Here is a 19,170-nt window from a genome sequence, read left to right as displayed (position 1 = left end):
CCGATTATTTAATAATCGTCATTTCGTCAATAATGTTTTTGGCTCCTGCGTATTTGTCAATAATCCAAAGTACATAACGAATGTCTACGTTAATTGTTCTTTGCAATTTAGGATCAAAAATAACATCACCTGCCATAGCTTCAATATTTCCATCAAATGCAATTCCAATTAATTCCCCTTTTCCGTTAAGAACCGGTGAACCAGAGTTTCCTCCGGTGATATCATTATCAGTAAGAAAATTTACAGGCATGTATCCGGCTTTATCCGCATACTGACCAAAGTCTTTTGCTTTGTTTAATTCCAACAATCTTGCCGGCAAATCAAATTCCTGATCTCCTGCTTTATACTTTTTCACCATACTTTCCATGGTCGTATAATTATTGATTTTTGCATCGTTGCGTTTGTCTTCCGGCAAAGCACGAACTTTTCCGTACGTTAGTCTCAAAGTTGAATTGGCATCCGGATACTGAATTGCATTCAGTTTTGATTCTCTTAAACCCTCCACTAATTCACGGTAAGCGATTGCAAAAAAATCATCAGATTTCATTTGATCATCAGATTTAAAACGGTATTTTGTCAACAAATCATTAGAGATGATAAACAAAGGATCGTGTACAATGGCCAATGGTTTCGGATCTGCCATAAATGCCAGTACTTTTTCTTTAGAAGTAAAATAACTTGTTTCAGTTGCTTTTGCAACGTCTGCCGTAAAATCACCATTATTAAGAGATTTCATTTTAGCTATTTGCGTAGCTAAACCATATTCAGCTCCTTTAGCAGCGTATAAATTTAATTGTGCTGTTAATATGTCTTTTTCAAGTGGTGCATAAAATTCACCATACATATTATCGATCATTGTTGTAATCTTAGGCAGCATTTCGGCCTTTTTAGCATCATTTTCATTATAATAAGCAATCAGGGCATTTCCTAAATTTGCCGTTCCGCTTGCATACGCTGAAGTACGCAAAAGCTGCATTAAGTAATTATCGTGAGTCGCTTTTACATTTGTTGATCTGTAATACTCATTAATGGTCGGAATTACATTTTCATATTTATCCTTATTAGCCGGCTTAGTGGCCCACTCATAGAATTTATCTTCTTGTTCCGCTTTGGTAGCGGCTGTTCCTGCTTTCGTCAGAGCATCAATCATTCCCTGACGGTTTTTCCAGTAATTCGCTGTTGAAGCATATTTTGAAGCATACTGTAAACGAACAGTGGCATCTTTATCCATATACTTTTTCATTTGGTCCATTCCGGTTTTAGCACCTTCAACCCATGCAGGATAAGCAAATTTTACGTTTTGATCAATTCCGCCCGCTGGCATCCATCGGTTTGTTCTTCCCGGATACCCTAAAATCATCGCGAAGTCATTTTCTTTAACTCCTTTAATGCTTATTGGCAGATAATGTTTCGGCTGTAAAGGCACATTTTCTTTAGAATAAGTGGCAGGATTACCGGCTTTATCCGCATACACTCTGAACATAGAGAAATCTCCAGTTTGACGCGGCCATTCCCAGTTGTCTGTATCACCACCAAATTTACCAACACTTTCCGGAGGTGTACCTACTAAACGTACATCTGTATAATCCTGATAAACGAAATAATAATATTCATTTCCCTGGAAGAAAGGACGAACTGAAACTGTATATTTTCCACCTTCGTTGTTTTCCTTTTCAATCAAAGCGATTTCCTGCTGAATGATTTTGTTTCTCTCTGTTTCTGTCATTGTATCATTTACCTTTGATAAAATTCTTTTCGAAACATCGTCCATACGCACGAAGAAACGAACGTACAAAGATTTTGGTTTCATCTCTGCGCTTCTTTCTTTTGCCCAGAAACCATCTTTCAGGTAGTTCTGCTCCGCTGTCGAAAGTTCTGCAATGGCGTTGTAACCACAATGGTGATTGGTTAAAACCAAACCGTCTTTAGAGACAATCTCCGCTGTACAGCCTCCGTTAAATTGTACAACAGCATCTTTAAGACTGTGATGATTAATACTGTAAATCTCTTCGGCTGTTAATTGCAAGCCCATTTTTTCCATATCCCTATGGTTCAGTCTTTCGATAAACATCAGAAACCACATTCCTTCATCAGCTCTTACAGGAAAAGCCGTCAGGCACATGGTTAAGAATAAAATTATTTTTTTCATGTTATTTTGTTTAAGTAATGCGAATATAACTCATTTTCGCAATTGTGTAATCCTGTAAGTTCTTAAAATTACAGATCTCCCCTTTTTATTAGTAGTTTTTTACGAATATAATATTCCCGGAAACAAAAAAGGTGCCCCGTTAACAGGACACCTTTTTAAAAAATTATATTGATTTTAGTCGTTCAGCATTTTCCAAAGCTTGTCTTTTAGATCTGTCAAACCTTGTTGGGCCACAGATGAAATAAACATATACGGAGTATCTTTAAAGGCTATGTCTAATTCTACTTTCAGTTCTGCTTTCAGTTCATCGTCCAGCATATCACATTTTGAAATAACCAAAAGACGTTCTTTATCCAACATTTCAGGATTGTATTTTGTCAATTCGTTTACCAAAATATCATATTCTCCTTTAATATCGGGAGTATCAACAGGTACTAAGAATAATAAAGTCGAATTACGCTCAATGTGACGTAAGAAATAATGTCCAAGACCTTTTCCTTCAGCGGCACCTTCTATAATTCCAGGAATATCGGCAATTACAAACGATTGAAAATCTCTGTAAGCAACAATTCCTAAGTTTGGTTTTAAGGTTGTAAACGGATAATCGGCAATTTTTGGTTTTGCAGAAGTCAAAACAGACAATAAAGTTGATTTCCCTGCATTAGGAAAACCTACTAAACCTACATCTGCCAAAACTTTAAGTTCCAGGATAACATCCATTTCTGCTCCCGGCAAACCTGGTTGTGCATATCTTGGTGTCTGATTGGTAGAACTTCTAAAGTGCCAGTTTCCTAACCCTCCTTTACCTCCTTTAGAAAGGATTCTTTTTTCTCCGTCTTCGGTAATTTCGAATAAAGTTTCTCCGGTTTCTTTGTCTTTAACGACAGTTCCTAAAGGCACTTCGATAAATTTATCATCTCCGTCAGCACCGGTACTACGGTCTCCTCCACCATCTCCACCGTGACCCGCTTTAATGTGACGCGCAAACTTTAAGTGGAACAATGTCCAAAGTCCTTTATTACCCACTAAATATACATGCCCTCCACGGCCACCATCACCACCGTCCGGGCCTCCTTTTTCAATAAATTTCTCTCTATGTAAATGTGTAGATCCTTTTCCTCCCTTTCCGGAAGAAACGTATATCTTAACATAATCTACAAAATTTCCTTCTGTCATTTTCTTTTTGTTTATGTATAGTTTAAAGTTTAAAGTTTCAGGTTTCAAGTTGGCGCCACGCACTTAACCTGAAACCTGAAACATTATAAACCTGAAACAAATTCTCTCTACTCTTTTAGTGCTTTCACCAGCACCTTATCAATCTTTACGCCATCCATATCCAGGACTTCAAGCACAAATTTTTGCCAGATTAATTTCTCCCCTTCTTTCGGAATATGAGAAAGTTCGGTCATAATCATTCCGCTTACGGTATTGACTTCGTAATCATTTGTCAATTCATCCAACTCAAAATAAGTTAAGAAATCGTGTAATGAATAATGTCCGTCAACCAGCCATGAACCATCTTCTCTTTCGATAAGCTGAAATTCATCTTTATAAAAATCGGAAGCATCACCTACTAAGGCTTCCAATATATCATTTAAGGTAATTATTCCCTGAAAAACACCATATTCATCTGAAACTAAAGCATAATGAATACCGGTTTTTTTGAAATTTTCCAACGCTTTATAAGCGGTGGTCTGCTCCATTAAATACGGGGCATCTATCATAATTGCCGACAAGTCAAAATGGTCGCTTTCGATATTGGCAAATATATTTTTAAGTGTCACAATTCCGACGATATCATCGTAATTATCGCTATACACCGGATAAACGGTGTGCAAATCCTGTAAAACCAGTTCTTTTATTTTGGATTTATCAGCATTCAATGGCAGCATATCTACCGATTTACGGTGTGTCATCAATGAATTTACTTTCCTGTCTCCAATATGAAAGACACGCTCCACGATATCCTGTTCAATTTCCTGAACTTCCCCGCCTTCTGTTCCTTCTTTTATAATCGCTTTAATTTCTTCTTCCGTCACTTTCCCGTCTGCGGTTGGTTTTATTCTCATCACATTCAGTAAAAAATCTGTAGATGATGTAAGCAACCAGATGAAAGGAGCTGTAATAATAGAAACGATCTTCATGGGCATTGCTACCATTTTCGCAATCGCCTCAGGGTAATTCAACCCGATTCGTTTGGGCAATAATTCTCCTAAAACCAAAGAGAAAAATGTCAAAACCACGACTACAATCCCCACAGCTACTGAATGTGCATAAGGTTTTAAAACTTCAAATCCACTCACAAATATCTCTACATCCATTGTGATTTTATCTCCTGAATAGATACCCGTCAAAATTCCGATTAAGGTAATTCCGATTTGAACAGTCGATAAAAACTTGTTCGGGGAATTAGCTAAATCCAGCGCTATCCTGGCACTTTTATTTCCTTTTTTAGCGGCTGTTTCCAGTCTGTTTTTCCTGGCTGAGATCAGTGCAATTTCAGACATGGAGAAAACTCCGTTTAATAGTATTAGAAAAAATATTATTAGTATTTCCAATTTGTAATTGATTCGTTATTGAATAGTTCGTTAAATGTAATTTGCAACCTAAATGTATTATAGCATTGTGTCCTGAAGAGCCATGAACAAAAAAAACTAATTTTTCCTCCCAGAAAACAGTAATCCGAAGAAGCTTGTTTTATGGTATGGAAAAATAGTTTTCTTTTATCCCGACTTCCGGGATGAAACGACAGCTGGAAAAAGCTTCTACAAATTATCTATAACTGACGTTAATCGCTCTGTAATTTCTTCTATAGTTCCGATACCGTTTACGGCATAAAACTTATTTTGTTCTTTATAATATCCAATTAATGGTGCTGTTTTCTCATTGTATTCCTGGTATCTTACACGAATTTTCTCTTCATCCTGATCATCAGGTCTGCCACTTGTTTTTCCTCTTTCTAACAGACGGGCAACCAAAATTTCATCATCAGCTTCTAAGGCTATTGTTGCTGTAACACTTGAACCAATTGTTGGCAGAAATTTATCTAAAGCCTCGGCCTGATCTAAAGTTCTTGGGTAACCGTCGAATAAAAATCCTGCAGTATCAGGGTGTTTTTTCACTTCGTCAATTAACATTGCAGTTGTTACTTCGCAAGGTACCAACTCTCCATTATCCATAAAAACTCTTGCTTTTTTACCCAAATCTGTATCGTTTTTCAAATTAAAACGAAAAATATCACCGGTTGAAAGATGTGTTAATTTGTATTTTTCTTTTAAAAATTCTGCCTGAGTTCCTTTTCCTGCTCCCGGCTTTCCAAATAAAACAATGTTAATCATAATAAGTGTGAGTGTTGCGTGACTTCTTAATTTTCAAAGAAGTTTAAAATGAATATATAGTTGTGTGTTTGTTTAAAAATTTATTCTGCTAATTTATATACTTCCGTCAAATTCCGTCCTAAACCATCATAGTCTAAACCGTAACCAACAATAAATTTATTCGGAATTCTGATCCCGACATAATCGATCTTGATATCTTTTTTATACGCTTCCGGTTTAAAGAACAAAGTAGCAATTTTAAAATGCTTTACATTTTGTGCTTTAAACATGTGTTTTAATTCTTCTATTGTATTCCCTGTATCGACAATATCTTCAATTATAACAACAGATCTACCGGACAAATCCTGATTGATTCCGATTAATTCTTTAACCGAATTAGTCGATTCTGTACCTTCATAAGATGCCATTTTGATGAAGGAAACCTCACAGGTTTTTTTGTATTTTTTCAGAAAATCGGCAACCACCATAAACGCGCCATTAAGAACTCCAATAAAAATTGGTGTATCATCTCCAAAATCATCTTCTACTTGTGCAACTATTTTCGTTAAAGCAAAATCAATTTCTTTTGCCGAAATAAACGGAACAAATTGTTTATCGTGAAGTTGTATCATTATTTTCATGTTTAAAATAATGCGCAAAGATACAGAATTACAACCAAACTGTTAGTATCAAATTATTTTGAAACAAGACTTTTTTCTTAATGTTAAATATCAGTTAATTTTTACATTTCAGTTCTGCTATTATTTTTTACATTTACTAAATTGTTGTTTTTAAAATATTTAACTCCAAATCACAATGAAAATAATCAAGCAAATCTCTTCGGGAATATTATTACTGCTATTCACAGCCTGTCATGGACAGGTCAAAAAAGAAGAAAAAGAAGCGTTGGCAAAACAGCCCGCCAATATTGTAAAAACGGCAATTGGCGAAATTACACTTCCTCCGCCCTATGCTACCGAATCCAAAACAAATAACAGTCGCGTCCTGAAATGGCCCGAAGGAAAGACACCAATAGCACCTGCAGGTTTTACAGTATCAAAATTTGCAGATGGGTTAGAAAATCCGCGTTGGACATACATTGCACCAAACAACGATATTTTTATTGTGGAAAGCGGCACCCGAACCAGTAAAAATCAGATTACCGTTTTCCGTGATGCCGATAAAGACGGAAAATTTGAAACCCGAAACGTTTTTATTTCAGGCCTGAACCGACCTTTTGGAATGCTGGTCCTGAAAGATTTTTTCTATATCGCGAATACTGACGGGCTTTATCGTTATCCATATAAAAACAATCCCCTTAAATTAGAAACCCAAGGAACAAAGATTCTCGAACTTCCTGCCGGCGGATATAACAACCACTGGACCCGAAATCTGCTTGCAAATCCTGACGGAACAAAAATCTATATCTCTGTCGGATCAGGAAGCAACGTTGGAGAAAACGGAATGGACAAAGAAGTGCGCCGCGCTGCTATCCTTGAAATCAATCCTGACGGAACCGGTGAAAAAATCTATGCCTCCGGAATTAGAAATCCGGTTGGAATGGATTGGAACCCTGCCAATGGTGAACTCTGGACGGCAGTTAATGAGCGTGATGAATTAGGAGACGAACTGGTTCCTGATTACGCCACAAGCGTTAAAAAAGACGGTTTTTATGGCTGGCCGGATTCTTACTATGGAAACATTTTAGATCCCAGAATGAAAGGTGAACGCAAAGATTTAGCAGCAAAAGCAATTGTACCCGATGTTCCTGTCGGTGCTCATACAGCTTCTCTTGGATTGGCATTTTATACTAAAGATGCTTTTCCGAAGAAATACAAAAACGGAATTTTCATAGGTCAGCACGGTTCCTGGAACAGGGCTAAAATATCGGGTTATAAAGTTATTTTCGTTCCTTTTGCCAATGGGAAACCTTCCGGAAAACCTGAAGATTTTCTAACCGGATTTGTTGCAGACGAAGCAAAAGCTGAAGTGTACGGCCGTCCGGTTGCTGTTACCGTTATGAATGACGGAGCACTTCTGGTAAACGATGACAGCGGAAACACCATCTGGAAAGTAACTGCCAATAAATAACCGCTTCTTTTTATGATCCTAAAAAAATACTGCTTTCTTTATTTTTTTGCGTTGCTGTTTTTCCAAACTATCAAGGCACAAAATAAGGAAAGCAAAACTATTGATTCTCTTCAGACAGAAAGACTCAAAGAAGTGGTAATCAGTCCGCTTTACATTAATACTGACTTACAAAATGCTCCGGCTTCTATTGGCATTTTATCCAAAAAAGATCTATTGCAAAATAACGCGACCGATATCAGCACTGTGATCAATACAATTCCCGGTGTTTTTATGCAGTCTGCGAACTTTACCACCACCCGGATTTCGATTCGCGGCATTGGCGCAAGAACACCTTATGGCACGAATAAAATCAGGGCTTTTTACGGCAGTATTCCGCTAACTTCGGGAAACAGTGAAACCGTGATTGACGATATTGATCTTGAAAACATCAGTCAGGTCGAAATCATCAAAGGTCCCCTTTCCAGTGTTTACGGCGCAGGATTAGGAGGTGCTATTTTAATTTCACCTCAGCTTTCAAAAGCACAGGGACAAAATGCCGGAATAAGTACCGTTTTTGGTTCCTATGGTTTAATAAAAAACACGCTGAATTACAGTTTAAATGAAAAACAAGGCAGTTTAAATCTGAGTTATCATAAACTGCAAACAGATGGCTGGAGAGAAAACAGTGCTTATAATCGGGAAGGCATTACTTTGGCAGGTGAACTGTTTAAAAGAAAAAACAGTAAGCTTATTTATTTTTCCAATTACACGTATCTCAAATCTTTCATTCCAAGTTCGATCAACAAAACGATGTTTGAAAATAATCCGCGATCCGGCGCTCCAACCTGGGTCGCTTCAAAAGGATACAAAGAATACAAATCGACTTTGGGCGGACTGGCTTATGATTTTAAAATCAACGAAAACATACAGAATTCAACTTCGGTTTTTATCAATTATAAAGACAGTAACGAACCGAGACCTTTTGATATTTTGCGACAATATACTTTTGCAGCCGGTGCCAGAACTCAGTTTTCAGGAAGTTTTAAAGTTAAAGAAACCGAAAACCAATTTATAACCGGGATCGAATATTTTTCAGATCATTATAAAGGCAATACTTTCCAGAATTTGTATCAGCAGAACAATGGCCAGGGAAGTTTACAGGGAAATCAGCTTACCGAAAACGGTCAGAAAAGACATTTTTACAATATTTTTTCGCAAATAAGGACTTTACTTTCCAGGCAATTTGAAATTCAGGCCGGATTAAATTATAATAAAACCGCCTTTGAATTGGAAAATCACACCCTCAATTCGAATCAAAAGTACAGTTATGACTGCATTCTTTCGCCGCAATTGTCTTTGTTATTTAAAACAAGTAAAGAAAGAACTTTGTATTTCTCGGCAAGCCGCGGATTTTCATTACCGGCTACCGAAGAAACACTTACAAGCGAAGGAACCATCAATACTGATATCAAACCGGAGAGTGGCTATAACTTTGAAGCAGGTGGGAAATTCTATTTTTTCAATAAAAAACTGTACACCGAATTTGCTGTTTACCGAATGGAAATAAAAGATCTGCTGGTTGCAAAACGGGTTGGAGACGATCAGTACGTAGGCATAAATGCCGGCAAAACAGTTCACGAAGGTATCGAAATTACGTTAAAACACAATTGGCCTATTAATTCGTTTTTCACAATCAATTCCTATTTTTCGGGTTCTTTGGGGAATTATGAATTTAAAGAATACGTAGATAACGGAAATGATTTTTCAGGAAACAAATTAACAGGAGTTGCAGCGAATAAAGTAAATGCCGGATTGACTTTCAATACCCGCTCGGGCGTTTATTTTTCTGCTGATTATCAGTTTGTAGATGAAATTCCGCTAAATGATGCCAATACGGCCTACTCGGATTCCTACAACCTTATCAATATTAAGGCTGGTTACGGATTTGAAATTCTACCTTCCCTGAGGACCAATTTTGCTGCCGGAATCAACAATCTTACCAACGAAAAATACGCTTCCTTAATTTTGCCCAACGCTGTCGCAGTCGGAAATGCAACTCCAAGATATTATTATCCGGGACTTCCCGTAAATTATTATGGAACAATCTCATTAAATTACTTATTTTAGATGTTGTATACAAAACCAAATAAAATGTCTTCCGAACTCCAATTAAAACTCAGCTATGTTACGGCTTACCGGGAGAATCGTCTTAAAGTGGCACAGGAGATTTTAGAAAACAAGTTTTTTTTTGAGGAATTAGTTGCTGTTTGTTTTTCGCCCTCCGGCAAAAACCATCATAAGGCGTGCTGGATTTTAGAATTCGTATCGTATGAAGAGCTAAATTGGCTGCAGCCTCATCTTGATTTTTTCTGTTCTAATTTGAAAATATTAAAAGACGAAAGTGCCATACGCCCGATTGCAAAAGTTGTCCAGCTTGTAATAAAGTCACATTATAAGAAAAACGAAAGCAGCATTTTGCTTTCTGAAACCAATTTACAGGAATGCATCGAAGCTTCGTTCGACTGGCTGATCAACGATGTAAAAGTGGCTACAAAAGCGTATTCGATCAGAACTTTGTATATTTTGGGCAACTATTATAACTGGATACATCCTGAACTGCAAATTATTCTCAACAAGGACTATGCAGATCATTCGGCAGCATATAAAGCGGTTGCAAAGGAAGTTTTAAAGAAAATAGAATAGGTATTACTCCCTCTAAATTCAACACAGATTGCACAAATTATATTGTTCTTAAAATTAGAAGTTGAAAAAATTCATGAAATTCATGAAATTCGTGGCAAAAAAAAGATTAAAAAGTATCTTTGCAAAAACACAACAACAATGAATTATTTTTCTTCTGATTTTAAATTAGGAATTTTAGGTGGCGGACAATTAGGCAAAATGCTCTTGTCTGATACCCGAAAATTTGACATCCAGACTTATATTTTAGATCCGAGTGACGAAGCACCAAGCAAAATTGCCTGTAATAAATTCTTCCAAGGAGATTTGATGGATTATGAAACCGTTTACAATTTTGGAAAACAGGTTGATGTTTTAACTTTCGAAATTGAATTGGTTAATCTGGAAGCTTTAACGCAATTAGAAAAGGAAGGCGTAAAAGTGTATCCTTCTCCAAAAACCTTAAAAGGAATTCAAAACAAAGGCGTTCAAAAAGATTTTTACACGTCAAGTAATATCCCGACAGCTGCCTATTTACGTTTTGACAATCCGGAGCAATTGCAAAAATCAGTTGGGAACAACGAAATGACGATTCCGTTTGTATGGAAATGTACCGAATTTGGTTATGACGGAAATGGCGTAAAAGTCATTCGCCAGATTTCTGACATGGATAATCTGCCCAATGTAGAATGCATTGCAGAAACCATGGTTCCGTTTAAGAACGAACTGGCTGTAATCGTCTGCAGAAATCCATCCGGGGAAATAAAAACCTATCCGGTGGTCGAAATGGAATTCCACCCGGAAGCCAATCAGGTAGAATATGTAATTTGTCCTGCCCGTATTGACGAAAAAGTGGCGGAAAAAGCCCGGGCAATCGCTTTGAATGTTTCTGAAAAATTCAATCATGTTGGTCTTTTGGCAGTGGAAATGTTTCAAACCAGCGACGATGAAATTTTGGTAAACGAAGTGGCTCCGCGTCCGCACAATTCAGGTCATTATTCAATTGAAGCCAGTTATACTTCACAATTTGAAAATCACTTACGTGCCATTTTAGATCTTCCCTTAGGAAATACAGACAGCAAAGTGGCCGGAGTCATGGTCAATTTAGTGGGTGCCGAAGGTTTTTCAGGAGATGTAGTTTACGAAAATATTGAAACTATTTTAGGATGGAATGGTGTTACGCCACATATTTACGGTAAAAAACAAACCCGTCCGTTCCGTAAAATGGGTCACGTGACCATCGTAAATGAAAATATGGTGGAAGCGAGACGTATTGCCGAGGATGTGAAGAATACGATTAAGGTGATTAGTTTGTAAGTCGCAGTTTATAGTCGCAGTTTACAACCTGAAACAAATAAAAAGCAGTCGCAGTTTTCAGTCACAGTCAAAACCTGAAACTTGAAACCTGAAACAAAAAATAACAGTCGCAGTTTTCAGTCACAGTCAAAACCTGAAACCTGAAACAAAAAACAACAAAAAAACACATGAGCAAAGTAGCCATTATAATGGGGAGCATCTCAGACATGCCAGTCATGCAGGATGCCATTGATATATTAAAACAATTTAATATCGAAACAGAAGTTGATATCGTTTCGGCACACAGAACACCAGAAAAACTATTCGATTTCAGTAAAAATGCACATACCCGCGGAATTTCGGTAATTATTGCCGGAGCCGGAGGTGCTGCACATTTACCCGGAATGGTTGCTTCAATGTCACCACTACCCGTTATTGGAGTTCCGGTGAAGTCAAGCAATTCTATTGATGGATGGGATTCGGTTTTATCGATTCTGCAGATGCCTGGCGGAGTTCCGGTTGCCACTGTAGCTTTAAACGGGGCAAAAAATGCGGGAATTTTAGCGGCACAAATCATCGGAAGCCATGATAAAAAAGTACTTGATACCATTATTTCATACAAGGAAGAACTGAAAGCTGCAGTTAATAAAGCAGCGGAAGGCTTGAAATAGTTTTCAGTTTTCAATCACAGTTTTCAGTGTAAACTATGATTGAAAACGTCGACCGAAAACTAAAACAACAAAGGCTTCACATTACGTGAGGCCTTTGTTGTTTAAAATAGGATCTCTTTTGAAATTAAACTTCATCTTCAATTTCTTCCAGAACAGACACAAATTCATATTCTGTTATATCTTCTTTATTTATCCAGTTTTCTGAAGTAACCAAATTGTAATTGATATCATCTTCGGTGGTCAATTCCCAAATAATAGCTTCAGCTTCAGGAAACGGAATATTTTGAGAGATTTGATTTTCAAACAATCTTTTGATAAGATTTCTATCAGACAGACCGTTATTCAATAATTTCAACACGTTTTCAGCGGTCAACTTTTGTTTTTCACCATCTGTTGGTGTCATTGAAAAATGAACAACAGACGCTTTTGCATTTGGAAATTTTCCGTTATAGGCTTTAAAAAGTAATTGATTGATATGAAATAAAGTTCCCTGCATGTCTATTTCGGGATATTCCTCGCATACCTTATCAATTAACATGTTGTGCGATATTTGTTCAATTTGGCCATCACCTAATCGGTCAGCAAATTTATATTTTAAGACTATTTCGGCAGCTTCGTTAGGTTCGTAATCTGATATAGCCATTTCTAGCAATTCCGGTAAACTTGCTTTGTCTGCTGTTGCCCCATCAGGATAATTGAATTTTTCTAATAACTGAACAAGATCTTCATCAGACCAATATCCTTCTACTTCATTAACTGTCTCTATATTCTTTATTACAATTTGATAATTCATCGTTTTCTGTTTTTATAATTTCTGATCAGCATTTTATAATTCTAATCGTATTTTTACAATTTAAGCTTTTAAAACCTGCTACAGCAATAAATAACATATCTATAACACAATTTGATTCTGTTTTAATACCGAGAATCAATCTTGTTTAGGTCGTTGGATTTTTATAAATTGCTACCTTTGAAATTCAAAAATATCGACTTCAACAAATAAAATAATTACATCATAATGAGCATCTTAACACAATATTTCAACACCAAACATAATACAGCACCTTTTTCACAAATTAAAATTGAAGATTACATCCCTGCTTTTCAGGAAGGAATTGCTTTGGCCAAGGCCGAAATTGATGCCATCGTAAACAATCCCGAAGCGCCAACTTTTGAAAACACGGTTGTGGCAATGGATTTTTCCGGCGATATTCTGGACCGTCTTTCGAGTGTTTTCTTCAATTTGAATTCGGCAGAAACGAATGACGAAATGCAGAAAATTGCACAGGAAGTTTCACCTTTATTATCTGAATTTGGAAATGACATTACGCTAAATGCCGCTTTATTTGCTAAAATAAAAACGGTTTACGACCAAAAAGAAAAACTGAATCTAACTCCGGAGCAAACAACACTTTTAGATAAAAAGTACAAAAGCTTTTCCAGAAACGGGGCTAATTTACCGGAAGATAAAAAAGAGAAATTACGCGAAATCGACAAGGAATTGTCTAAATTAAAATTACAATTTGAAGAAAATATCCTGGCAGAAACCAATGCTTTCGAATTGCATTTAACAGACGAAAAAGATTTAGCAGGTTTGCCTGAAGGAACCATTGAGGCAGCACGATTACTGGCTAAAAACCAAGACAAAGAAGGCTGGATTTTCACATTAGACCACCCGAGTTATGTTCCGTTTCTGACGTATGCGGATAATCGCGAACTGCGTAAAAAAATGGCGATTGCTTTTGGAGCGAGAGCATTTCAGCATAATGAATTCGACAACCAGCAAAATGTGTTGAAAATTGCCAAATTACGTTTCGACAGGGCGAATTTATTAGGTTATAAAACACATGCTCATTTTGTTCTGGAAGAAAGAATGGCTGAAAGTCCGGAAAAAGTGTTCACTTTCCTGAATGATTTACTGGCAAAAGCAAAGCCTGCAGCTCAAAAAGAGTTTGCCGAATTAACAGCTTTCGCAAAAGAACTGGATGGAATTGAACAGTTGGAAAAATGGGATGGCGCTTATTATTCCGAGAAATTAAAACAACAGCTTTTCAATTTAGATGATGAAAAACTAAAACCTTATTTTCAGTTAGAAAAAGTCTTAAACGGAGCTTTTACTGTTGCCAAAAAACTATACGGTTTAACCTTCACAGAAGTTTTTGACATTGATAAATACCACGAAGAAGTAACCACTTATGAAGTAAGGGATACTGAAAATAATTTAGTTTCGATTTTCTACGCCGATTTCTTCCCGAGAAAAGGAAAACGAAACGGCGCCTGGATGACTTCATTCAAATCACAAGCTATAAAAGACGGGGTAAACGAAAGGCCACATATTTCGAACGTTTGTAATTTCACCAAACCAACAGAAACCAAGCCATCCTTATTGACTTTTAATGAAGTAACGACTTTATTCCACGAATTCGGTCACGGTTTACACGGAATGCTGGCCAACACAACCTATCCAAGTTTATCCGGAACTTCGGTTTTCTGGGATTTTGTAGAATTGCCAAGTCAGATTATGGAAAACTGGTGTTACGAGCCGGAAGCGTTGGCTTTGTTCGCCAATCACTATGAAACCGAAGAAATCATTCCGATTGAATATGTTCAGAAAATCAAAGAGAGCGCCAGTTTTCAGGAGGGATTGGCCACTTTACGCCAGTTGAGTTTTGGACTACTGGATATGGCTTGGCATGGACAAGATCCAACAAACATTACCGATCTTAAAACTTTCGAAACGGCGCAATTTGCCAATACCCAATTGTATCCTGATGTAAAAGAGAATGCCATGAGTACTGCTTTTTCCCATATTTTTCAGGGCGGTTATTCGTCTGGATATTACAGTTACAAATGGGCTGAGGTTTTAGACGCTGATGCTTTTGAATATTTTCAGGAAAAAGGAATTTTCAATACAGAAGTCGCAACAAAATTCAAGGAAAATGTACTTTCAAAAGGAGGAACAGAACATCCGATGATTTTATACAAACGTTTCAGAGGCCAGGAACCGAAACCGGAAGCTTTGTTGAAGAGAGCGGGATTGCTGTAATTATTTGATACCTTTGTTAATATTCAAAACTATTGAAAGATAAAAATCTATATATAATTGCTGGTTGTAATGGAGCGGGAAAAACAACTGCTTCATATACAATCCTGCCTGAAATTCTGGATTGTAAAGAGTTTGTAAATGCTGATGAAATTGCCAAAGGTTTATCTCCTTTTCAGCCGGAAAAAGTCAGTTTTGAAGCTGGTAGAATAATGCTTCATCGTATTGATGAATTATTACAAAAAGAAACTGACTTTGCATTTGAAACAAATCTTTCTGCAAAAAGTTATATTTCAATTGTAAAAAAAGCTCAAAACCAGGGTTATTTTGTAACATTGGTTTTCTTTTGGTTAAATTCGATCGAACTTGCAAAACAGAGAGTAATAATCAGAGTAAGCGAGGGAGGACATAATATTCCCGAAGATGTTATTGAAAGAAGGTATATAAGAGGAATTAAAAACTTTTTCAATATTTATTTAAATGTATGTGATAATGTGATGCTTTTTGATAATTCTAATAAATCACCTGTTCTTATCTTAGAAAAAGAAATTAATGAGAAACCAATTATTATTAATGAAGATCTATTTAATGAAATAAAAAAAATACAACATGACTAAAGATAAAATCAAAGAGTTACAAAATAAAATAGTTGAAGGCCTTAAGGTTTCTTCAAAAAAAATGATTGAGAACAAAAAGAAAATCAATGGAAAAATTGTTGTTTATGCTGATGGAAAAATTCAGACTATAAATGCAGTAGACATTAAAGATTAATACTAAATATAGTAGTGAAAAAATATTTTAAAATCATTCTTTACCTTGCAATTATTGGATTGGTTGCAATTGTTTCCGTAAACTATTACGTGAAATCTTCAACTAAAAAACACATTTATTATTCGATTAAAAAGTTTCCAAGAAATGATGTCGGAATTATTTTTGGTGCCGGAATTAACGGAGATCAGCCAAGCAAATATTTAAAGGACAGACTTGATGCCGGAATTCTGTTATACAAAACCAAAAAAATCAATAAAATTTTGCTTTCGGGAGATAATGGCCGCGAGGAATATGATGAATTGACGGTGATGAAAAATTACTGTTTCAATCATGGCGTCGATACAACAAAGATATTTATTGATTACGCCGGTTTTGATACCTATTCAACGATGTACAGGGCAAAGCATATTTTTAAAATCAAAAAGGCAACATTAATATCTCAGGAATATCATTTAAACCGTGCCATTTATATCGGGAACAGTCTTGATATAAAATCGGTTGGATTTTCTGCAAACAAAGGTGAATACAGAGGTTATAAATACGTTACGTTCAGGGAATATCTTTCTACCTTTAAATCCTTTTTTGATGTTCTGAGAAATCGGGAACCTCATTTTTTAGGACATCCGATCAATATCAATGCAGAATCTAATTATTCTAAAGACGATAAAAGATAAAAAACACAGGGTTTCATTATAAAATAAAAAGCCAGTACAGAAGTACTGGCTTTTTTTAACCAACAAGAATTGTAATTAACTTTTTTTCTTAACTTTCTTATTATTATTTGCAGGCAATGGGATAAGTTCATCAAAAACATGGCTTAAATCACCTGGTTTTACACCATTATTCTGATTGTGACAAGAAAAACAAGAGATTGCCGTGCTGTCTGTTGAAGCGGTTGACGAAGGCTGAACATACGTTTCCATAGTACTGTTAGATAACTGTCCTGTACCGATTGCATCACCGGCAGGAATGGAGTCATTAACAGCTCCATACGGATACACATTTCCGTTGGGTCCCGCACCGCCAAAAGTCCATGTTGCCCCTATTAATAAATAATTTTTTCTGATATCATTTCCGACAAGCATGCCGCGAATAGCATTGTTTATGGAGATGATCTCACTGTTAGAATCGGCCGGTGTCTTATCTTCTCCGTTAGGAACTGTATTGGAGGCAACTCCCCAGGCCATAATTCTTCTCGCCGTATGGCTATTAACAGATGGATCTTTAATCAAAATTGAATCGTGGCCCACTGTCATATTCTGGATATTCTGAGCTCCTGTTGTATCATTCGCATTGGCATTAAAAAGCCATCCTTTACCCGTATCCGCTTTTACCTGTTTTATTTTATCATTGATATCTCTGTAGGTGTACGCATCATTTGGTGAATTTTTCTCGTGCTCGAATGTTGCCCAGATCATTTCAGGATGTCCGGCTACACTTCCTACAACATGCATTCCAACGAGTGCTAATGTTGTTGTGGTCTCTCCATTTTCTACCCATGCATTTGGATTGGATTTATCGTAAGTAGGAATTACCGCTTTGATCGTTACATAAGTTTCCGGATTTGGCAAGTCTTTAACTTCTACCCATGATGTTTTTAATTCCATTGCCAGGGCATCCGGATCCGGAGGTGTCGCCCAGCCTTTTGTTTTGGCATACGCAAGGATACTGTCTCTTGCAGCGGCTGTTGTTGGAAACTGATTTCCGTTTAACTGGTTCTCATTCACTCCGGTTAAAAAATAAGCATAAACGTCATTAACCATTGTGATGTAATATACCAATGATTTATTTTCACCCATCAAGGCTCCGTGGGAACCTGCCTGCCCTTGTTCTGATTGCACTTCTTTTCCAGTGGAATCAAGAAAAATAGATTTATTACCTACTTTAAATTGCTGCACCACCTCTGACGGCTTAATTTTACTGTCGATAACCGGTTTTGGATTTTTAATTACTTTTCCTTTTGTGTCAAAAAAGGAATGCAAACCTGAAGCATTAGTCGCGATATGATCTACCTGAATCAATTTATTAGATTCATCCTTAACTTTTTCATCACTTTTTTCAGCTTCAATCTCAAACATTTTCCCGGACTTATCGATCAAAACTGGCAGTCTGTTGGGTCCACTTTGATTAATATTACTTACGGCACGCAACACCTGATTCGGTTTGTGCTGCGTCAGTGTACGTTTATTTAAGGAATCAGGAGGAGAAACATTGTAAAATATAGAAGATTCCAAAACTGTTCCTTTTCCATCATAGGCTGCGGAAGCGGGCGATGTTACCCACAAAAACATTTGTTCGGACCATTTGTAGAAATCACAGTTGTTGTTATGAGGAAACGTAACGCTGTTAGCCGGCGTCACTAATCCGTTTTCGGTTACAGAACCTGACGCAAACCAGGAGTTAAATTCGGACTCAGACACCGTACAGCTCTGTTTCACATCCTGAGGCAAATATTCGGAATCATTAGACGCCAGAAGCCCCTTTTCTTTTTTGCATCCTAAAAACAGGATGATTATTACCATAAAGGATAGAGTAATAATTTTTGTGGTTGTTTTTTTCATTTTTTTTATAGTTTTGATTTGGTTGTTTTTTGGTCAATCTCTTTTCTGAAAATGACTACTCCGGAACTTAAGATGAAAGTTTAATTTATACCAATTCCGCCTTAAAGCATTCTGAAGGCTCAACTGTTTCATTTTCGATTTGATAATTGTAGCATGAAAAACCTCCAATTCCATTCCAGGCGTTATCGATAGCGAAATGAGCATCGAAATCAGCTAAAAAAGAACCTTTTTCCAGTGGGGAGAAAGACTGAAGATATTGTCCCTGCAAACTCACTACTTTTGTAAACTGTCCGAATCCGGTAGCATGGATTTTACCTTTTACCTGAACAACAATATCACTCTCCAGCATGTTGATAGCCTGCGTAATGACAATTGTTCCTTTTACCGAATTTTTTAATGGCAAAACTTCCAGAGCAAATGAAGCAACCGGTGCACCTGGTATTTTAATATTTCCGATTGTACCTTTTACAAAATAATCATCTCCTAATAAAATTTCCATGGTTCTTTGGTTTAAAATTTCCTTACTCAAAACTATATTAGATACACCATTTTAAGTAAAAAAATGTCATGAGACAGATATTCTTAGTCATGAAAGAGGAAAAAGATGTCATGG

General features: G+C 36.7%; 17 protein-coding genes. 9 read left to right on the top strand and 8 right to left on the bottom strand.

Annotation, left to right across the window (positions count from 1 at the left end):
* Nucleotides 1-4: 4 nt before the first annotated feature.
* From HAV12_RS03820 to hpt, 5 genes are all read right to left on the bottom strand, one after another.
* Nucleotides 5-2,149 (bottom strand): S46 family peptidase, encoded by a 2,145-nt coding sequence (locus tag HAV12_RS03820; RefSeq protein WP_171568568.1) that lies wholly within the window; start codon nucleotides 2,147-2,149, stop codon nucleotides 5-7.
* A gap of 174 nt (nucleotides 2,150-2,323) precedes the next feature.
* On the bottom strand, nucleotides 2,324-3,325 hold the full coding sequence (gene obgE / locus HAV12_RS03815) for a GTPase ObgE (protein ID WP_132036333.1): 1,002 nt from the start codon (nucleotides 3,323-3,325) through the stop codon (nucleotides 2,324-2,326).
* A 107-nt stretch (nucleotides 3,326-3,432) separates the two neighbouring features.
* Nucleotides 3,433-4,656, bottom strand: a complete 1,224-nt coding sequence (locus HAV12_RS03810) for a hemolysin family protein (protein ID WP_240345230.1) — start codon at nucleotides 4,654-4,656, stop codon at nucleotides 3,433-3,435.
* A 258-nt stretch (nucleotides 4,657-4,914) separates the two neighbouring features.
* On the bottom strand, nucleotides 4,915-5,487 hold the full coding sequence (locus HAV12_RS03805; protein WP_127338540.1) for an adenylate kinase: 573 nt from the start codon (nucleotides 5,485-5,487) through the stop codon (nucleotides 4,915-4,917).
* A gap of 80 nt (nucleotides 5,488-5,567) precedes the next feature.
* Nucleotides 5,568-6,098, bottom strand: coding sequence for a hypoxanthine phosphoribosyltransferase (hpt, locus tag HAV12_RS03800; RefSeq protein ID WP_171568566.1), 531 nt, complete (start codon nucleotides 6,096-6,098; stop codon nucleotides 5,568-5,570).
* Between the two features lie 184 nt (nucleotides 6,099-6,282).
* Between hpt and HAV12_RS03795 the strand changes: the two genes are divergently transcribed.
* The 5 genes from HAV12_RS03795 to purE all read left to right on the top strand — a co-directional run bounded on the left by HAV12_RS03795 (nucleotide 6,283) and on the right by purE (nucleotide 12,182).
* On the top strand, nucleotides 6,283-7,557 hold the full coding sequence (locus HAV12_RS03795; RefSeq protein WP_171568565.1) for a sorbosone dehydrogenase family protein: 1,275 nt from the start codon (nucleotides 6,283-6,285) through the stop codon (nucleotides 7,555-7,557).
* A gap of 12 nt (nucleotides 7,558-7,569) precedes the next feature.
* Nucleotides 7,570-9,663: a TonB-dependent receptor gene (locus tag HAV12_RS03790; RefSeq protein ID WP_171568564.1), complete on the top strand. Its 2,094-nt coding sequence runs from the start codon at nucleotides 7,570-7,572 to the stop codon at nucleotides 9,661-9,663.
* Between the two features lie 24 nt (nucleotides 9,664-9,687).
* Nucleotides 9,688-10,239 (top strand): hypothetical protein, encoded by a 552-nt coding sequence (locus tag HAV12_RS03785; protein WP_240345229.1) that lies wholly within the window; start codon nucleotides 9,688-9,690, stop codon nucleotides 10,237-10,239.
* A 138-nt stretch (nucleotides 10,240-10,377) separates the two neighbouring features.
* Nucleotides 10,378-11,532 (top strand): 5-(carboxyamino)imidazole ribonucleotide synthase, encoded by a 1,155-nt coding sequence (locus HAV12_RS03780; protein ID WP_171568562.1) that lies wholly within the window; start codon nucleotides 10,378-10,380, stop codon nucleotides 11,530-11,532.
* Nucleotides 11,533-11,699: 167 nt separating this feature from the next.
* Complete coding sequence (purE, locus tag HAV12_RS03775; RefSeq protein WP_132036326.1) at nucleotides 11,700-12,182, top strand: 5-(carboxyamino)imidazole ribonucleotide mutase; 483 nt, start codon at nucleotides 11,700-11,702, stop codon at nucleotides 12,180-12,182.
* A gap of 124 nt (nucleotides 12,183-12,306) precedes the next feature.
* Here the strand turns inward: purE and HAV12_RS03770 are convergent, their stop codons facing one another.
* Complete coding sequence (locus HAV12_RS03770) at nucleotides 12,307-12,975, bottom strand: hypothetical protein (protein WP_132036325.1); 669 nt, start codon at nucleotides 12,973-12,975, stop codon at nucleotides 12,307-12,309.
* A gap of 225 nt (nucleotides 12,976-13,200) precedes the next feature.
* Here HAV12_RS03770 and HAV12_RS03765 point away from each other — a divergent pair, with 225 nt between their 5' ends.
* The 4 genes from HAV12_RS03765 to HAV12_RS03750 are packed head-to-tail and all read left to right on the top strand — an operon-like array spanning nucleotide 13,201 to nucleotide 16,670.
* Nucleotides 13,201-15,228 (top strand): M3 family metallopeptidase, encoded by a 2,028-nt coding sequence (locus HAV12_RS03765; protein ID WP_171568561.1) that lies wholly within the window; start codon nucleotides 13,201-13,203, stop codon nucleotides 15,226-15,228.
* A 32-nt stretch (nucleotides 15,229-15,260) separates the two neighbouring features.
* Nucleotides 15,261-15,842 carry a zeta toxin family protein gene (locus HAV12_RS03760; protein WP_171568560.1) on the top strand — a complete coding sequence of 194 codons (582 nt, stop codon included), beginning with the start codon at nucleotides 15,261-15,263 and terminating at the stop codon, nucleotides 15,840-15,842.
* A complete protein-coding gene (locus HAV12_RS03755) occupies nucleotides 15,835-15,996 on the top strand; it encodes a hypothetical protein (protein ID WP_154339901.1) in 162 nt (53 codons plus the stop codon). The genes HAV12_RS03760 and HAV12_RS03755 overlap by 8 nt, the downstream gene beginning before the upstream one ends.
* Before the next feature lie 14 nt (nucleotides 15,997-16,010).
* Nucleotides 16,011-16,670 (top strand): vancomycin high temperature exclusion protein, encoded by a 660-nt coding sequence (locus tag HAV12_RS03750; protein WP_171568559.1) that lies wholly within the window; start codon nucleotides 16,011-16,013, stop codon nucleotides 16,668-16,670.
* A 75-nt stretch (nucleotides 16,671-16,745) separates the two neighbouring features.
* Here the strand turns inward: HAV12_RS03750 and HAV12_RS03745 are convergent, their stop codons facing one another.
* Together HAV12_RS03745 and HAV12_RS03740 are read right to left on the bottom strand one after the other, a co-directional pair.
* Complete coding sequence (locus HAV12_RS03745; protein ID WP_171568558.1) at nucleotides 16,746-18,557, bottom strand: hypothetical protein; 1,812 nt, start codon at nucleotides 18,555-18,557, stop codon at nucleotides 16,746-16,748.
* Nucleotides 18,558-18,642: 85 nt separating this feature from the next.
* Nucleotides 18,643-19,056, bottom strand: a complete 414-nt coding sequence (locus HAV12_RS03740; RefSeq protein WP_132036320.1) for a DUF1842 domain-containing protein — start codon at nucleotides 19,054-19,056, stop codon at nucleotides 18,643-18,645.
* Between the last annotated feature and the right edge of the window lie 114 nt (nucleotides 19,057-19,170).

Origin of the sequence: Flavobacterium sp. CLA17 (genome assembly GCF_013112255.2) — a bacterium.
Lineage (GTDB): Bacteria > Bacteroidota > Bacteroidia > Flavobacteriales > Flavobacteriaceae > Flavobacterium > Flavobacterium circumlabens.
This window is presented reverse-complemented; position numbering and strand designations above follow the sequence as displayed.